General features: G+C 40.9%; 20 protein-coding genes. 15 read left to right on the top strand and 5 right to left on the bottom strand.

Annotated elements, in window-relative coordinates; all coding sequences use genetic code 11:
- Nucleotides 1-47 precede the first annotated feature (47 nt).
- The 8 genes from H9631_RS18305 (at nucleotide 48) to coaD (ending at nucleotide 4771) form a co-directional block, all read left to right on the top strand.
- The gene (locus H9631_RS18305) at nucleotides 48-449 is read left to right on the top strand and encodes a YlbD family protein (protein ID WP_191815388.1); all 402 of its coding nucleotides are present in this window, start codon (nucleotides 48-50) and stop codon (nucleotides 447-449) included.
- 14 nt (nucleotides 450-463) lie between these two features.
- Nucleotides 464-697, top strand: a complete 234-nt coding sequence (locus H9631_RS18300; RefSeq protein WP_191815386.1) for a YlbE-like family protein — start codon at nucleotides 464-466, stop codon at nucleotides 695-697.
- Nucleotides 698-786: 89 nt separating this feature from the next.
- Nucleotides 787-1173, top strand: a complete 387-nt coding sequence (locus H9631_RS18295) for a hypothetical protein (protein ID WP_191815384.1) — start codon at nucleotides 787-789, stop codon at nucleotides 1171-1173.
- Nucleotides 1174-1228: 55 nt separating this feature from the next.
- Entirely contained in the window at nucleotides 1229-1675 is a 447-nt protein-coding gene (locus H9631_RS18290) for a YlbF family regulator (RefSeq protein WP_191815382.1), read from the top strand.
- Nucleotides 1676-1705: 30 nt separating this feature from the next.
- Complete coding sequence (locus tag H9631_RS18285; RefSeq protein ID WP_191815380.1) at nucleotides 1706-1981, top strand: YlbG family protein; 276 nt, start codon at nucleotides 1706-1708, stop codon at nucleotides 1979-1981.
- A 51-nt stretch (nucleotides 1982-2032) separates the two neighbouring features.
- The gene (locus H9631_RS18280) at nucleotides 2033-3424 is read left to right on the top strand and encodes a stalk domain-containing protein (RefSeq protein WP_191815378.1); all 1392 of its coding nucleotides are present in this window, start codon (nucleotides 2033-2035) and stop codon (nucleotides 3422-3424) included.
- A 292-nt stretch (nucleotides 3425-3716) separates the two neighbouring features.
- Nucleotides 3717-4289 (top strand): 16S rRNA (guanine(966)-N(2))-methyltransferase RsmD, encoded by a 573-nt coding sequence (rsmD, locus tag H9631_RS18275; protein ID WP_191815376.1) that lies wholly within the window; start codon nucleotides 3717-3719, stop codon nucleotides 4287-4289.
- Nucleotides 4286-4771 (top strand): pantetheine-phosphate adenylyltransferase, encoded by a 486-nt coding sequence (gene coaD / locus H9631_RS18270; protein ID WP_191815374.1) that lies wholly within the window; start codon nucleotides 4286-4288, stop codon nucleotides 4769-4771. The genes rsmD and coaD overlap by 4 nt, the downstream gene beginning before the upstream one ends.
- A 1-nt stretch (nucleotide 4772) precedes the next feature.
- Here coaD and ylbJ read toward each other — a convergent pair whose 3' ends face one another.
- A complete protein-coding gene (ylbJ, locus tag H9631_RS18265) occupies nucleotides 4773-5984 on the bottom strand; it encodes a sporulation integral membrane protein YlbJ (protein WP_191815372.1) in 1212 nt (403 codons plus the stop codon).
- Between the two features lie 94 nt (nucleotides 5985-6078).
- Between ylbJ and H9631_RS18260 the strand changes: the two genes are divergently transcribed.
- Complete coding sequence (locus H9631_RS18260; protein ID WP_191815418.1) at nucleotides 6079-6867, top strand: patatin-like phospholipase family protein; 789 nt, start codon at nucleotides 6079-6081, stop codon at nucleotides 6865-6867.
- Here H9631_RS18260 and H9631_RS18255 read toward each other — a convergent pair whose 3' ends face one another.
- Nucleotides 6868-8079: a nucleotidyltransferase gene (locus tag H9631_RS18255; protein ID WP_191815370.1), complete on the bottom strand. Its 1212-nt coding sequence runs from the start codon at nucleotides 8077-8079 to the stop codon at nucleotides 6868-6870. It abuts the gene before it with no gap.
- 271 nt (nucleotides 8080-8350) lie between these two features.
- Complete coding sequence (locus tag H9631_RS18250) at nucleotides 8351-8803, bottom strand: hypothetical protein (RefSeq protein ID WP_191815368.1); 453 nt, start codon at nucleotides 8801-8803, stop codon at nucleotides 8351-8353.
- A gap of 225 nt (nucleotides 8804-9028) precedes the next feature.
- Here H9631_RS18250 and H9631_RS18245 point away from each other — a divergent pair, with 225 nt between their 5' ends.
- The 4 genes from H9631_RS18245 to H9631_RS18230 all read left to right on the top strand — a co-directional run bounded on the left by H9631_RS18245 (nucleotide 9029) and on the right by H9631_RS18230 (nucleotide 11244).
- Nucleotides 9029-9583 carry a YceD family protein gene (locus H9631_RS18245; protein ID WP_191815366.1) on the top strand — a complete coding sequence of 185 codons (555 nt, stop codon included), beginning with the start codon at nucleotides 9029-9031 and terminating at the stop codon, nucleotides 9581-9583.
- Nucleotides 9584-9612: 29 nt separating this feature from the next.
- Nucleotides 9613-9786 (top strand): 50S ribosomal protein L32, encoded by a 174-nt coding sequence (rpmF, locus tag H9631_RS18240; RefSeq protein ID WP_160705315.1) that lies wholly within the window; start codon nucleotides 9613-9615, stop codon nucleotides 9784-9786.
- A gap of 74 nt (nucleotides 9787-9860) precedes the next feature.
- Nucleotides 9861-10619, top strand: coding sequence for an enoyl-CoA hydratase/isomerase family protein (locus tag H9631_RS18235; protein WP_318246834.1), 759 nt, complete (start codon nucleotides 9861-9863; stop codon nucleotides 10617-10619).
- 73 nt (nucleotides 10620-10692) lie between these two features.
- The gene (locus H9631_RS18230) at nucleotides 10693-11244 is read left to right on the top strand and encodes an RsfA family transcriptional regulator (protein ID WP_191815363.1); all 552 of its coding nucleotides are present in this window, start codon (nucleotides 10693-10695) and stop codon (nucleotides 11242-11244) included.
- A 190-nt stretch (nucleotides 11245-11434) separates the two neighbouring features.
- Here H9631_RS18230 and H9631_RS18225 read toward each other — a convergent pair whose 3' ends face one another.
- Both H9631_RS18225 and H9631_RS18220 read right to left on the bottom strand, forming a co-directional pair.
- Nucleotides 11435-11866 carry a DUF4064 domain-containing protein gene (locus H9631_RS18225; protein ID WP_191815361.1) on the bottom strand — a complete coding sequence of 144 codons (432 nt, stop codon included), beginning with the start codon at nucleotides 11864-11866 and terminating at the stop codon, nucleotides 11435-11437.
- A gap of 67 nt (nucleotides 11867-11933) precedes the next feature.
- Nucleotides 11934-12413, bottom strand: a complete 480-nt coding sequence (locus H9631_RS18220) for an N-acetyltransferase (protein ID WP_191815359.1) — start codon at nucleotides 12411-12413, stop codon at nucleotides 11934-11936.
- Nucleotides 12414-12591: 178 nt separating this feature from the next.
- On the opposite strand from H9631_RS18220, the gene H9631_RS18215 reads away from it, so the two are divergent.
- Nucleotides 12592-12816 (top strand): acetyl-CoA carboxylase biotin carboxyl carrier protein subunit, encoded by a 225-nt coding sequence (locus tag H9631_RS18215; RefSeq protein WP_191815357.1) that lies wholly within the window; start codon nucleotides 12592-12594, stop codon nucleotides 12814-12816.
- Between the two features lie 105 nt (nucleotides 12817-12921).
- Nucleotides 12922-14460, top strand: a complete 1539-nt coding sequence (locus H9631_RS18210) for an acyl-CoA carboxylase subunit beta (protein WP_191815355.1) — start codon at nucleotides 12922-12924, stop codon at nucleotides 14458-14460.
- Nucleotides 14461-15001 lie beyond the last annotated feature (541 nt).

Genomic DNA, 15001 nt, shown 5'->3' with positions numbered 1-15001 from the left:
CGCTATTTTCATAATATAAATGGAGGATAAATTGAGGTGATTGAGCGATGGCCGGGAAAAAGCTCCATCCATCAGTGGAACAATTCAAAGCATTTGTTAAAGAGCATCCAATCCTCATAAAATTAGTAAGAGATAATGAATACACATGGCAAGAACTATATGAGGATTGGTATTTGCTCGGTGAAGATGATCCCAAATGGGCCCAATATACAAATGGAAATACATCCAAGGCTGGTCATCAAAAAGACGATAATAAAACTTGGGTCCAGCAATTGACCGGAGTGGTTAAAAAAATGGATGCCAATCAAATGCAGCATCATATTAATAATTTGAGCCAGGCCATAGGAGCAATCCAAGGAGTCCTGACGCAATTTCAAGGGAACAATCAAGAAAATACTCAACCGCAAAATGATGCTCCAAGAAATCCATTTTCATTCCGGAAAGATTAAGGAGATTTTAAAAGATGAGGGCGGATGTATTGCAATATATATACTCAAATAATGAGTTGAAGCGTTTTATTAGGGAACAGCCGCGATGGTATCGAACACTTTCACGTAAACCAGAGTTATTGGAGCAGTTTGAAATTGCCTCAAGTCATTATTTCGAAAAAACAATCCCGCATCGGGTTGAAAAATTTTCCAGGGGTGTGCAAATGGCTTCAATGATGATGGGTCTGCTGCAAGGAATGAAATCATAACTGGAGAACACATAAAAAATTTATGTGTTCTTATTTTTTGCATGAACCTTGACCTTTGGGAAAAAACTAAAGGGTAAGAGGTGAAGGCGATGAAAAAAATGATCCTTTATACATTGGCAGCTCTTATTTTTTCTGGTTGTGCGCAAAAGCTGCCGGACCCTGAAGCTGAAAAAGCAAAGGCGATGGAAACAGAAGTTAAGGCCAGTAAGCAAATAACTGTACGACACAATGTCCAGGGCAATTCTATATATATCGAATGTTTCATACCTGGCATTTCTTTTTCTCCTTCAAATGCTGGAGGACAATTGGGTAAAGCTCTTTTATATGTTGACGGACAATTGTACAATGAATATGATACAGCCGCATTTGTCGTTAAAGATCTTTCTAGCGGAGTTCATACATTCACCATTGAAATAGTGGACAAAGATAACAAGTCTCTTGGAATCAGTCAAAAGTTTAAGGCGAATGTCAGCTAGATAGTATCGCCGCCCAACTAGAAACATGGTAAAATAAATGGTGGAGGTGAGCCCTTTGCTTGCTACACTTGAAAGTATTAAAATCATCGAGAATGCCGAAACGCTTGGGAAACTTATTCAGGAAACGAATATTGCCGAGCAGTATCGGTTCTATTACCATAAATTGCAGAAAGATTCTAATACAAGGAGGAAAATTGCTGAGTTTGTTAAAATGAAGGAATTGTACGAAGATGTCCAACGGTTCGGACGTTATCATCCCGAGTATAAGCAAATCATGACAAAGACGCGGGAGCTTAAACGGGAGATGGATCTGGACGAAAATGTGGCCAACTTCCGAAAGGCAGAGAACGATTTGCAGTCATTACTGGATCAAATAAGCGTGATTCTAAGCCAAGCTGTTTCTGACAGTATCAAGGTGAATACAGGCAATCCGTTTTTTGATACAGGTTCAGCATGCTCAGGAGGATGCGGAACTGGAGCTGGTTGTGGCTGTTCTGCATAACCAAAGGAAGAGATGTAAAGGGGAACAAATATGTATATGAAAAGACAAGGATTAATCGTATGGTTGTATAATTTAAAAAACACTAAAATGTTGCGACGTTATGGAAATGTGCATTTTGTTTCCAAACGAATGAAATATGCCGTACTCTATTGCAATCAAAGTGAATTTGAGGCTTTGTCGGAAAAGCTGGAATCCCTCCCATTTATTAAGAAAGTGGAGCCTTCCTACAAGCCGGAACTCAAGACGGAATTTGAAAATGCCAAGCCTGACAAAGCGAAGGAATACGATTATCGAATAGGTCTTTGAGATAAAGCGGCCCATAATAGGGGCCGCTTTATTACGATGGGGGAGAGTAGTTTGACTAAAAGGATTATTCGCTTTTCATTGTTTCTTGCGTTTGTGACAGGTTGTATATTGTTTATTCAGTGGCAAGGTTATCATTCTGTAGAAGATGCAGCTGCATTGAATATTGAACAAACGTTTACTATCCGACATACACAAGACGAATTTGTGATTAAACAATCTATCGAAAGTCTTCCAGAAGGAAAGTATCATATCCACTATCCGCCAAAAGCAAAGGATATCGATTGTCAATTGGAAGAGGATCATGCTTGCAAATGGCTGGATGGAAAAAACAGCCAACTAAAAGTAAAGGAAGGCCCTCTGACATTTACATATAAACTTAACGCGCCAATGCAAGTTACCAGTTTTTTACTGGAGGAATGGGGAATAATGATTGAAGAAGTGTCAAGCACCTCCACTCGTATCCAGTTGACAGAGCAAAATTGGCGAAATGGTAGTTGGGCAGCAGGGGCGGATTTAGCTGGGAAAGAAAAAATGGAAGGCCTTGACTATTACGTGTTTGAGACGGAAGGATCAATACCACCGCTATTTTGGCAGAAACAAGCTCTCGTTCCTTTGGAAATGAATCAGCATCTCACGATTTATTCAGAAGGTAAGCCTTCGTTACAGCGCTCTATTTTTGAAAAGCTCGTTCCTGACAAGAAAATATTTGTAATCATGTTGGATAATATTAGCGAGGTTACTGAAACAGACAGCCTGATATTCATGCCAGGTAGCAAAAAAAATGTGGAAAAACAGCTTGCTAGTCTGTTGCTTACAAAACAACTTTCTTTCAAAGATGAAAAAGAGTGGATGCTCGATTTGCTTGTTTCTTCTATAACTCATACATCTGCTCATAATAACAAGGTGGAAAAAATTCGTGAAACAATCTTCTCGGTATTAACCAAAGATCAAGCAGATCGCTGGTTGGAAAGTATTCTTTCATCAGATTCAAAAATTACTAGTCAGCTGCTTGATGAATTGCTTGAAGATACTGCGGGAATAAAAACTGATTTTTTTCAAAAAAATGCTGATATGAGCAAGCCGTTCCAGCCGTTTTACTTTTTAGATAAACGAAAAATATATATAAACGGCAAAAAAACTGACAACATACACATTTTGCTCCAAAATGATCGGACCTATATATCCTTTGTCCCATTGATCGAAATGTTAGGTTTTCGTGTATTGGATTCATCCAATCCAAAAGAGTTGGTAATTGGTAAAGATGGTGATAAATATCACTTTATTTTTTCAAAGAAATTATTTTTCAAAAACGGACAGCAATTTGGTTTTCAACGGAACCCGTTTTCTATGGATCATAATGAAGTCTATTTTGATACAGCTGCACTTAAGGGACTGTTTGACTTGGAAGTGGAGGAAAATAGTCAGGAAATTAACATACATTAAAAAACCCTGCAGAATAAACTGCAGGGTCCTTCTATATTCCGCATAAACGGATAGAAGGCAAAGGGAGAGGAGAAACCGGAGGAAGAACTTATGGGGAAGCGTAAGTCTTCTCCGCGGTTGGCAACAACATCTGCTGCGATGTTGTTATCCATATTATCACCGTTAACGAAACTTTTATACATGTCTTATGCAATCAATCATGTGTGTATAAAGTCTTGCTTGATTAATATAGATTGTAGAAAACATTTGTGTTAGTATAAAAAGCGACAATATAGGACGAATGGTGACGAATATGAGGATAATATCAGGCATTTGCAAAGGCAGGAAGCTAAAGCCGGTTCCAGGCAAGTCAACAAGGCCTACTACCGATAAAATGAAAGAAACGATTTTTAATTGGATTGGCCCCTATTTTTCAGGGGGTGCTTGCCTTGATTTATATGCAGGCAGCGGCGGCGTTGGTTTGGAGGCGCTGAGCAGGGGCATGAATTTAGTTATTTTTGTGGACAATAATAAACAGGCTATCCAAACAATCAAGACGAATGTTTCCATGTGTGGATTGGATGATAAATGCGAGATTTACAATAATGATTCAGAACGCGCATTAAGAGCTATTGTCAAAAGAGACCTGCAATTTGATCTGATTTTCTTAGATCCGCCATATAAAAGACAAAAGCTAAAGATGTTATTGGAAATGATAGAGAAAAAGTCTTTGCTGAAGGAGTCAGGCTGTATCATTTGCGAGCATGATCCCGAAGTGATTCTTCCGGATACGATTGGTGAGCTAGAGCAGGTGAAAAGCGCCAGCTATGGAATGAGCAGTCTTACTATGTATATTCATGAGGAAAAAAGAGGGGGAGCAAGATGACGAGCATCGCAGTATGCCCGGGTAGCTTTGATCCGGTGACCAACGGACATCTAGATATTATTCGGCGTGGAGCAAAAGTATTTGATGAAGTGTATGTTGTAGTTTTAAGTAATTCATCCAAGAAGCCGTTATTTTCAACAGATGAAAGAACAGAATTAATTAGGAAAGTGACAAAAGATATAAAAAATGTCAAAGTAGATTCATTTAATGGTCTTCTTGTCGATTATGCGAAAAGTATCCATGCCAATGCCATCATAAGAGGATTGAGAGCGGTCTCAGATTTTGAGTATGAAATGCAGATTACTTCAATGAACAGAGTTCTGAATGAAAATATTGAAACATTTTTTATTATGACTAATAATCAATACTCATTTTTAAGTTCAAGCATAGTGAAAGAAGTCGCAAAATATAATGCGGACATATCAGAACTCGTTCCTTGGGAAGTAGAAAAAGCTTTGAAAGAGAAATTCGATCATAGCTAAACTAATTTTTGGATTCGAGTGTTTGTACATAGAATGCTATACAAATCAATAACATAAAAATGGTGAAAAGAGGCCCAAATTGCTTTAACCAATTAAGCGTATTTTCCCACCAAATGCTATTTTTCTGAAAAAATACCGGAATGGACATGGATTGACCGCTCAAGAACCTTTCTTCAAATGGCTTCCAAAAAATGAAAGTAAAAAAACCTGCCAAAAAGCCATGGAGAATTCTAGCTATAAAGAAAGGGCGGAAACGAATATCAGTCTGGGCAAGTATGCTCGCAACCTGAGCTTGAACGCTGAACCCGCTGAACCCAAGAATAAAGCTGGCCATAATTGCCTGCTGCATCAGGGTTGCATCTTGAATCTGGCTGGTCATCTGGCTTCCGAGAGTAATCTCAAAAATCCCGGCAATGGAAGGGATGCTTAAAGATGTTGGCAGATGAAAAATCATCAGGGCACCTTCTATCAATTTTGCCAAAAATGCTGTAATATGCATGTGAAACAATAATTTGTTGACTACTGAAAATAATATAATGAAACCGCCGATCATTAGTAGTGTATGGATGGATGAAATAACAGCATCCCCTACCAGCTTTCCGATCGGCTTTTTATTTTTCAGCCGAGTTTGATGCAAAGCGGACAAAGCCTCGGTCAAAAGAGGCCGTTTATAAGGGGGCTTTTTGCTGCGTGTCGTCTTTTTTCCAAAATTTCTCATGATGATTCCTACAGAGAAATTGCCTATATAATGAGTTAAAGCCAAAAGAAAGCCCAGTTTTGGATTATGAAAAAAACCTATTGAAACGGCACCGAAAATAAAAAGAGGGCTTGAGCAATTTGTAAAGGATACAAGCCTCTCCGCTTCAGCACGCGTTAAATGCCCCTCTTGACGCAGCCGTGCGGTTATTTTGGCTCCAGCAGGAAAGCCGGAGGCCATTCCCATTGCCCAGGCAAATCCTCCAACACCAGGTACTCTGAACAGTGGCCTCATTAATGGTTCGAGCAATACTCCCATAAATTTTACGACCCCAAACCCTATTAGCAACTCAGAAAGTACAAAAAAAGGAAAAAGGGATGGAAAGACGATTTCCCACCACATGTTGAGGCCGCGGACGGATGCTTCAAAAGATTTTTCTGGAAGAAGGACCATAGAAGCGGCCATTGATGTTACCATTACGGCAAGGAAAACGGTTTTTATTTTTGATAAGTTCAAGTTCAGCCCTCCTTGTCCAAGGAACCCTACATAACCAATATACTCATAGGCTATCCTTTTAGACCATAAAATGGGGCTAAGGGGGCGGTGAATGTTGGAAAGACCGAAAATCGGCCTTGCACTCGGATCAGGGGGAGCAAGGGGCTTTGCCCATTTGGGAGTACTTAAAGCTCTTAAAGATCATTCCATCCCCGTAGATATGATTGCAGGCAGCAGCATGGGAGCACTGGTAGGATGTTTTTATGGCTTTGGTCATGATATCAGCCAGCTCATAAAATTATCGAAAGCTTTCAAAAGACAATACTATATAGATTTCACAGTGCCGAAAATGGGGTTTATTATGGGCAATAGGGTGAAGAATTTAATCCGTCTATTCATGCAGGGAAAGCAGATTGAGGATTTGAATATTCCTGTCGCCGTCATTGCGACCGATTTGCAGACCGGTGAAAAAGTCGTGTTCAAGAAAGGGCCAATTCCGGAAATTGTGAGGGCCAGTATTTCCATTCCCGGTATATTTGTACCTGAGAAAATAAACGGCAGGCTCATGGTTGATGGCGGGGTAGCGGATCGGGTTCCAGTAACAACTGTAAAGGAGATGGGAGCAAATATTGTGATTGGAGTGGATGTTTCAAGAGTGAATCGGCGTGCAGAGATCCTTACCGTGTATGATGTCATTATGCAGAGCTTGGATATACTGCAGCAGGAAATTATTGCCGCAAGGGAAGTGGAGTCTGATGTCATGATTTTACCGCCTGTAGAGCATTTAAGTACAAAGGCTTTTAAAAATATCGGTGAGATTATCGAAATGGGGGAAGAAGCCACCTTATTAAAAATGCCGTCTATCCAAACGGCAATTCAAAGATGGCATAAAGAAAATTCCTGATTAATCGGTCATAATAGGAGGCTGAGCATATTCCATGGATAACAGCCTGCTTCTAGCGGGCTCTTTTAATGCTTGGGAATATACAAGTGCGGCCTTCCGGTCGAGTGCCAGCATGTCCTGCGGGAAAGAGGAAACTGTTGAAACGAGAGGCAAAGATAAATCCCTCTTCACCTTGTTTAAATATTCTCTGCCGTTAGCTGACATTCCTAGCAAGCGAATATATCCCGGTGTCTCCCCGGAGGATTTTATATCAGCTTTTGAAGTATTAGTCAAAGCATGGGTGCAGATTCTTTGCAGCCGTGTCCATGTATAGCGTTTTGTTTTGATCGATTCCATAAAAGATTGGAAACTTTCAGCAGTCTGTGCAGCCTTTTGAAGACGATAAGGAAGTCCTTCTTCAATATCGTACATCTGACTTAACTCTTCTTCTCCCATGGTGATGAGGCGATATTGTAAATATGGCCAATAATCTTCCCAATCGTGTAAGTGCTTATATGTATTATAGTAAACATTCATTTCGGCGAATGTACTTTCCGGAACATAGGGGCGCATGCGGTCCAAATTACCTTCCTCTCTTATCAGTTTCCGGATAGAGGTTGCACTCGCAATTCGATCATCATGGATCGTTTGATCATTATGTTCGGCTGTATTGCGCTTTATTGTAAAAAACTGCAAATTTGAGTTTAATTTGTCAGCGGCCGAAATGTAATGATACCCCAAAATATTATTAGGCATTGATAAATCAACCGAGTCTTTATTTTTTTCAAGATCTGAGAAGGCTAGGGAAAGGGCCTTCGGATAACTCACTCCCTCTTTTATATAAGATCTGATCTTGTGATTATATAGATCTTTGTGCTTTTTTAGAAATTCCACTGTATGTAAAAAAGGATCGATGCTTCCTGACTCACTCCCGAAACAGATAGAGCTGCATTTCAGTGTATCAAGTATATAAACAGAACCTAAGGCGAACGTTTCCGCCTTTTGAACAGCAAACGCGTAAGGGAGCTCTATGACAATATCGGCACCTGATGACAGAGCCATCTTTGTTCTAGCCCATTTCGAAACGATAGCGGGCTCCCCCCTTTGTAAGAAGTTTCCGCTTATGACTACGATGGCGACTTCACTTTTTGATACTTCTTTTGACTGTGATAAATGATATAAATGTCCATTATGAAATGGATTGTATTCAGCTACGATCCCAACACTTCTCATTCAATTGACTCCCCCTCTATAATTATTTGTTATCATACTGGATTTTTTAACTTCATTCAGCAGAAGTCTCTTCCTTCTGTAAGTGTGAGATGAATGTGTCCTGTATTCTATGGGGGGCAAACCACAGCTGAATGAAGTTAAAGCTCCGGCGGATGCCACAGATTTTCAGAGGAAATTTATCGAGCTTAAGCTCAATAAAATCTGGGCGCAAATACGCCAAGGCGTATTTGATAATTGTAACATATAAGAGGAGAAGCCTCCTCTTATATGTTCATTCGTAATCTCTTGGTCCGAAGGTTCCTTGTCCAGCCCCTGGGAAACCTCCGCCTCCCGGAAAACCACCAGCTCCTGGAGAGCCTCCGCCTCCCGGAAAACCACCATATCCTGGAGAGCCTCCACCTCCCGGAAAACCACCATATCCTGGAGAGCCTCCACCTCCTGGAAAGCCACCATATCCTGGAGAGCCTCCACCTCCTGGAAAGCCACCATATCCTGGAGAGCCTCCGCCTCCCGGAAAACCACCATACCCTGGGAAGCCTCCACCTCCTGGAAAGCCACCATATCCTGGAGAGCCTCCGCCTTCTGGAAAACCACCATACCCTGGGAAACCTCCGCCTCCCGGAAAACTACCATACCCCGGAAAACCCCCGCCATATCCAGGAAAACCCCCGCCATATTCAGGAAAACCGCTAGAGATCGGAAGCTGTCTGCCATCTTGATTCATAAATTTTTCACCTCTTATATAATTCATTTCCAAATAGTCTATGTTGATATCCAACCAGATGTTTAAGTTTTAGTGAATTAGTTCTTGTAAGATATATTGTTCATTTTGTATGCTAAGGGGCAAATTAAAATAATGAATGTAAAATTCATCGAGTGTAAAGAAGATTTTATTGACAAACAGTATGACCAAAGCTATAATTACTTTTGTTGCCTAGAGGTGATCATAATGAAATGGACCGTTGCCGAATTACATAAATATAAGTACGAGGCAATGACATTCGACAAGACGATCGATCTTGCCGAAGAACTGAAAAAGGTGGATTCGGAGATTAGAGAGGTTTCTCCCATTCGAGTCCAAGGAAGAGCGGACGTCGATCCTGATAAGGCGGCTTTCCATCTTCACATTACAGGGACATTCATTTTGCCATGTTCCAGAACGTTGGCAGATGTAGAATACCCATTTGATATTCATTCTATTGAGACCTTTTCATTGAATCCGCTCAATTATCAGGTTGATGAGGATGAAGAGATTCATGAGATTGTAGGCGGAGTCATCGATCTAAAACCTGTCGTTCATGAACTGGTTCTTCTTGAAATACCTATCCAGGTGTTTTCGCCGGAGGCAGAAGAAAGCTCTGCATTGCCATCTGGTCAGGATTGGAAAGTATTGACAGAGGATCAGCTGTATGAAGCCAGAGAGCGTGAAAAGAAAAAAGTTGACCCGCGCCTTGCCGATTTGGCAAAATTGCTTCAAAAAGACGAAGATGAAAAACAAAGATAATATTTACCAGCTTTAAGGAGGTGGGAAGAATGGCAGTACCAAAAAGAAGAACGTCCAAGACGGCTAAAAGACAACGTCGTACTCACTTCAAATTGGATGTACCAGGAATGGTAGAGTGCCCAAATTGCGGTGAAGCGAAACTTGCCCATCGTGTCTGCAAAGAGTGCGGAACTTATAAAGGAAAATCAGTTGTAAATAGCTAATTCGAAAAACGTGAAGAGATCCTTCACGTTTTTTGTTTTCCGAAATTTTTTGAATGTGGAAGGGAGAGAAGAAAGTGAATGCATTTTCTTCTGCAAAATATGAGAACGGTTTACTTGTATGGAAAATCAACCGGCCAGAAAAAAGAAATGCCATAAACTATGAGGTAATGGACGGATTAGAGCTGATGCTGAATGAAGCAGAACGAGACTCTTCCATAAAAGCAGTTGCTATAACTGGTGAAGGAGACCGTGCATTTTGTTCTGGTGGAGATGTGGTGCAATTTCACCGTCTAAAAACAGAGAAGCAAGCTTATGCTATGTTGTCCAGAATGGGCAATTTGTTATATCGCTTGACTGTTCTGCCTAAACCGACTGTTGCTGTTATGAATGGATTGGCGCTCGGAGGTGGATGTGAGCTGGCTGCAGCTTGTGATATGAGGATAGCGAAAGCAGGGACGAATGCCGGGTTCATCCAAGCGAATCTTGCCATTACGACTGGGTGGGGAGGAGCAAGTCTTCTTTATGAAAAACTAGATCCATCACGGGCCATACAAATCTTAACTGAGGCGCAGGTACTATCTGTGCAAGAATTAAAGAGTTTCGGCTTCATCAATGAGATTTATGAAGGGGATCCTCTTAAGGCGCTGGAGAAATTTATGAAAGATATTCTTTCAAAGGAAGCAGGAGTATTGAAATCGTATAAGGAGTCCCTGATTGGAAAATTTTATGCAAGTAATTTAAAGCAGCGGATGGAGCAGGAAATCAGACGTTGTGCGGTACTATGGGCAAAAGATGAGCATCATCAGGTTGTATCGAGTTTTCTAAAACGATAAATATTAATTGCTCGTTAGTCTATCTTTTCTATTATGTGCATATGTATGTGTTAAAAAGTCAGGAGTGATTTCATTGGCAACTGGAAGACAGGATGCATGGACTACCGAAGAAGATAGACTACTTGCAGATTTGGTCCTTTCACATATAAGGGAAGGAAGCACTCAATTGAAGGCATTCAAAGAGGCTGGGGCTAAACTGGCCAGAACAGCTGCGGCCTGCGGGTTTCGTTGGAATTCTTATGTGCGAAAAGCATACCAAAGCGAAATTACAGTGGCGAAAAAAGAGAGGAAAGATGCTCAAAGAAACAACCCTCCAACGTTGAATGAAGCGAACGAAAGCTGCGCCAGTCGTGAAACAGATGATACACATTTATCAATAAGGGATGTAATCAGTTATTTAAACGGGTTGCAGGAGGATCAGGAAGCGAATATTCAATCATATAGTGCTTTGAAAGAAGAAAACCAAATATTGAGGCAAAAAAACGAAGACTTAAATGGAAAATTGGAAAATTTGCGAAGAGAATATGGTAATTTGAAAGCGGAATATTCTACATTACTTTCAATTATGGATAAAGCGAGAAAAATGGCGGCCAAGGAAACAGCCTATGAAGTCACCGATGCATAGATCCATATTTTCCTCTGATACTCTTAAAACGGTCGAAACATTTACAGTGGATTTGGGCTTTATAAGCTGAGTAGATAAACTTGCAGATTTGGTGAAAAGAAGATGCTAGGAAAAATCTAACTGCTTGCATTTAATTTTGTTATTTTTCTTTAACAAAGAGCCGGGCCGAAATAGTTTCGGCCCGGTGCTGTTAATAAGCTGGCGATTCAGATGGAGCCTTACGGGCAAAAGCCATGATACCAGCAATCAAATATAGAATCGCAGGTAAGAATCCGAATCCGACGGAAATAATACCTGTTAATACAGCGCCAATAATGAACATCGATCCGGCTAATTTTGGTTTTTTATTTCCTTTGATACTAATTACTCCAATTAGTCCCAAAATGATACCGATAATCGAAGCAACGACTATCGCCCAGCCAAAAGTGCCAAACGCATCTAATACCATGGAAACATCCCCGCTGTTGAGTTCCAAGGACGGATCCGAAGTAAATTCATCTTCCATCGCTGTTTTAATTTCACCAGATTGATTGGCCCATATTAATAGGATACCACCCAATGACATCAGCGCACTTAAAATAATGCCAATGATTCCAAGTGTTATTTCTCCTGTCCGTTTCAAACAAAAAACCTCCCATATAGTATAAGTACATTATGTTGTACGGGATAGGGGCACACATGGTTTCATTTTAATCATTATTTTTTTGTTCCGTTACCCCTTCAGGATACCAGACCAGCGGATTTTCTCCCAAATCTCTGTCTACATCATACTTGACGTTTTCGAAGCCTAGCTTTTCAAAGAATGGGCGGGAGTTTAACCTTGGGTTTGTTTTGATAGGCATATTAAAGCTTTTCGCATAATCTACTAGAGTCTGTCCATAACCCTTTCCTTGGAAGTCAGGGAGAACCTCTAGTTTCCATAGCTCCAAGTAGTCCTGCGGCGGGTTAAAATATTTATCAAACCTTGCTTCTCTTTTGTACAGGCTCATGCGGGCTGCAAGATTATCCCCAAAATAAATGCCATAAAACGGAGAATCAAGATCATCTTCGACGATATTGTCCTGCAAATCCTCCAACATGGATAATTCTTGTGCTCCGTATTCTTTGAATTTTTTAAATTCCTCCAATGTTTTATAGTTGATTCTGAGCTTTTTTACATCCATTGACATATTTTCATCCCCATTTTCTATATATTTCTTTTTAATTATGTAATTAAATTTCATTATATAACAAAGCATGAAAAATTTCAGATATAATGATAAATAGGAAGCGATTACATCATCGTGATGGCTGTCTAACTGAGTTTTATCAAAGTTATAGAAAATTTGAGGGGACGGAGGAATGGAAATGAAAGAAATTCAGGCGACTATGGCAGGTACAGTTTGGAAAATTGAAGTCGGGGCTGGAGAAGATGTAACACCGGGCCAAACCGTATTGATCTTGGAATCGATGAAGATGGAAATTCCTATTGAAAGTCCAGAGGCTGGTAAAATAACTGAAGTGAACGTCTCTTCCGGAGACTTTGTTAATGAAGGGGATACTCTGTTTGTCCTGTCCAGCTCTAGCGCTTAACCTCATTAGAATCAAGAGACTTCCCTTTGGGAAGTACTTGTTTATCCTCACAGACCAAGGTGCTTGCTTTTCTAGGAATAATAGAAATCAAGGAGAGATTTTTACATGACTGAAAAGGCAGACAAAGATATTTTACTTGAGAGAAAGAGTGTGGTCTACGCAGGAGGCGGTCAGAAATACCATGAGAAATTAAAGCAGCAGAATAAAATGTTTGTAAGGGATCGGCTGTCCATGCTTTTTGATGAAGGGATTTATGAAGAGGATGGACTGTTTGCCAATTATCAGGCCGGCGATCTTCCAGCAGACGGAGTTGTTACGGCGATAGGAAAAGTAAATGCTCAAACGGTTTGTGTAATTGCCAATGATTCAACTGTCAAAGCAGGATCTTGGGGTGCCAAAACGGTTGAGAAAATAATCAGGATGCAGGAGACTGCAGAAAAAATGAAGGTTCCTCTGTTCTATTTGGTTGATTCAGCTGGCGCGAGAATTACAGATCAGTTGGAAATGTTTCCAAATCGCAGGGGGGCGGGCCGAATTTTTCACAATCAGGTGAAATTGTCTGGTATGGTTCCGCAAGTGTGCATCCTTTTTGGCCCTTCGGCTGCCGGCGGTGCCTATATCCCGGCGTTTTGCGATATTGTAATTATGGTGGATAAAAATGCATCCATGTACTTGGGGTCTCCAAGAATGGCGGAAAAAGTCATTGGTGAAAAAGTAACTCTTGAGGAAATGGGTGGAGCAAGAATGCATTGCTCTGTCAGCGGTTGCGGGGATATATTAGCTCAATCAGAGGAAGAAGCTATACAAACCGCTCAAAAATACTTATCTTATCTTCCGGCTAATTTTACAAAGAAAACGAAGGTTTTTGAACTAAAAGACCCGAAGCAGGGAAGAGGGCTGGAAGAAATCATCCCTAAAAATCAAAATGCGCCCTTTGATATGTACGAAGCAGTGGATGCCCTTATTGATGAAGGCAGTTTCTTTGAAATCAAGGAACTTTTTGCTTCTGAATTGATCACTGGCTTTGCCAGGATGGGCGGGCGTACAATAGGTATCATAGCGAATCAACCGAAAGTAAAAGGCGGAGTTCTTTTTGGGGATTCAGCTGATAAAGGAGCAAAATTCATCCAGCTTTGTGATGCGTATCATATTCCATTATTGTTCTTGGCAGATGTCCCAGGCTTCATGATAGGAACAAAAGTTGAAAGAGCGGGGATTATCAGGCATGGGGCCAAATTCATCGCGGCAATGAGCTCCGCCACTGTTCCTAAAATATCCGTCATCGTTCGAAAAGCATATGGGGCAGGGTTATACGCCATGGCAGGGCCAGCTTTTGAACCAGATGTGTGTATTGCATTACCGACAGCACAAATTGCTGTTATGGGGCCGGAGGCAGCAGTAAACGCTGTATATTCCAATAAAATCGAAGCGATTGAGGATCCGGAGGAACGGCGTTCATTTGTTCTTGAAAAACACGAAGAATACAAGAAACATATAGATATATACAAGCTAGCGTCAGAGATGATCGTGGATGAAATTACCGATCCGGGAGATTTAAGGAGAACGCTGATTGACCGATTTCATTTATATGAGACAAAGGACGTTGTTTTTAGTACAAGAAAGCATCCTGTTTATCCGGTGTAGGGTGAAGCTAAACGGGATGTTTGCGGTGAAGCTTGACAGGATAAGGAAGCATGATGAAAAGGTTTCAGCAAGGGAGGCTTTGAGTCTGTCATAGTGTTTTTGTGCGTGGGCCGCAATTTGTGGCTTCGTCAGGCTCAGGCGCGACGTCCTGTCGCATCGCTTGCACTAGGACATCCTGTCCGTCGTCGCGCTGAAGCCAATAATATAAGAAATTTAGGTGGTTCACTTTACACATGGGGACTTATAGCGGAATGAAACAATTCCTCTTTTTTCAGTAAGAGGAATTTTTTTATGGAAAAGGAATAGGCTGGAGAATGTTCATTTGATAAAATAACAATAATAGTAAATTTAACTTCATTCAGCAGAGGTCTCCCGCTTCTATAAGTGGTGAGATGAATGCATATTTTTGTTCCGTTCAGTGGGGGTTCAAACTCGCACTGAATAAAGTTTAAGCCTCCGGCGGTTGCCACAGATTTTCAGAGGAAACAATCGGGCGACGTTTCTCGTCGCCACCGTCTAGAATGAAAACTGATTCTTACCT

Origin of the sequence: Bacillus norwichensis, from assembly GCF_014836955.1 — a bacterium.
GTDB lineage: Bacteria > Bacillota > Bacilli > Bacillales > Bacillaceae_C > Siminovitchia > Siminovitchia norwichensis.
Note: the sequence above shows the minus strand (reverse complement) of the source record. Positions and strands in the feature narration are given on the sequence as shown.